Source organism: Geminocystis sp. GBBB08, assembly GCF_016743215.1.
Taxonomy (GTDB): domain Bacteria; phylum Cyanobacteriota; class Cyanobacteriia; order Cyanobacteriales; family Cyanobacteriaceae; genus Geminocystis.
This window is the reverse complement of record NZ_VRZC01000296.1, coordinates 1-1501: the sequence shown is the minus strand read 5'-3', so window position 1 is coordinate 1501 and position 1501 is coordinate 1. Positions and strand designations below refer to the sequence as shown.

Genomic DNA, 1501 nt, shown 5'->3' with positions numbered 1-1501 from the left:
CTGGTAATACTCTCAACAACAATATTACAGGCAATACAGGCAATAATATTCTTAATGGTGGTGATGGTAATGACACTCTCATCGGAGGAAATGGTAATGATAGTCTGATGGGTGATCTTGGAGCGGATAGTCTAATTGGTGGCTTTGGCGATGATAAATATACTGTAGATAACGAAAGTGATCGCATTGTTGAGAATAATAATGAAGGAATAGACAGTGTAGAATCTTCTATAACTTACACTTTAGATAATTATCTTGAAAATTTAACCCTCACAGGTGTCAGTGATATTGCTGGAACTGGAAATAATTTTAATAATATAATAATAGGCAATATAGGTAATAATGTTCTTAATGGCGGTGATGGTAATGATACTTTAAACGGTGGAATTGGAGCAGATTTATTAATAGGTGGTAGTGGAAATGATTTTTACATTATCGATAGTGAAAACGATTTGATTGAAGAAACCTCAAATCTCTCCACAGAAATAGACATAGTTGAATCTTCTGTAAACTATATACTAGGTGAAAATATTGAACAATTAAACCTAGTAGGCACAATGCCTATTACTGGTATTGGAAACAACCTTAATAACATAATTAGCGGTAACAGTAATAATAACAAACTTATTGGCAATGATGGTAATGACACTTTAAACGGTGGCGATGGTAATGATATATTACAAGGATTCAATGAAAACAATATTAATCAAGGATTAGCAGAAATTGACTATCTTGTAGGAGGAATTGGTGCAGATAAATTTATTTTAGGTATTTTTAATGGCTCTGCTTACGATGATCTTAATACAACAACTGACGGTGCTACCAATTATGCCAATATTATGGAGTTTAATCCTAGTCAGGGAGATATTATCCAATTAAAGGGTTCAGCGATTAATTACCGTTTAGCAATATCTAATAACAACACAATGTTATACATAGATAAGGCAGGTAGTGAACCTGATGAACTTATTGCCATTGTGCGTGATGTTACTTCCCTAAATCTTACTTCTAGTAGTTTTCTGTATGTAGATAATCTTGTCTTCGATGTCGGAACTATTACTAGTGATAATTTTATAGGTTCAGAGGAAGATGATGCTTATGATGGTGATGATGGGGATGATAGTATCAGTGGTGGAAATAATATCACAGGGGATGTAGATGATGGCTATGATACACTTTATGGTGGTAACGGAAATGATACCATCTCAGGAGGAGTTGACGAAGATTGGATCAATCCAGGATTAGGCAAAGATTTAGTCTATGGTGGGTTAGCCACAGATTATTTTTTCAACGAAGATACCAACACTTATAATGTGGATGGATATATCGATACTTTAGTCATCGACTATACTAACGCCAATGGCGGTATTCGTTATGAATTTTTAAATGATTCAGGAACTTATCTTTTTGCCGATAGTAATGGGGATGAAAGTCGCAACAATGAGACTAATTGGGTTAAGTATTATGGAATGGACAAATTCCAAATTACAGGAAGTAACTT

At 34.2% G+C, this 1501-nt stretch carries 1 protein-coding gene; it reads left to right on the top strand.

What is annotated here, in order from left to right; genetic code table 11:
• A partial coding sequence (locus tag FWJ34_RS19330; protein ID WP_308256954.1) for a calcium-binding protein occupies positions 1 to 1501 on the top strand: 1501 nt, incomplete at both ends.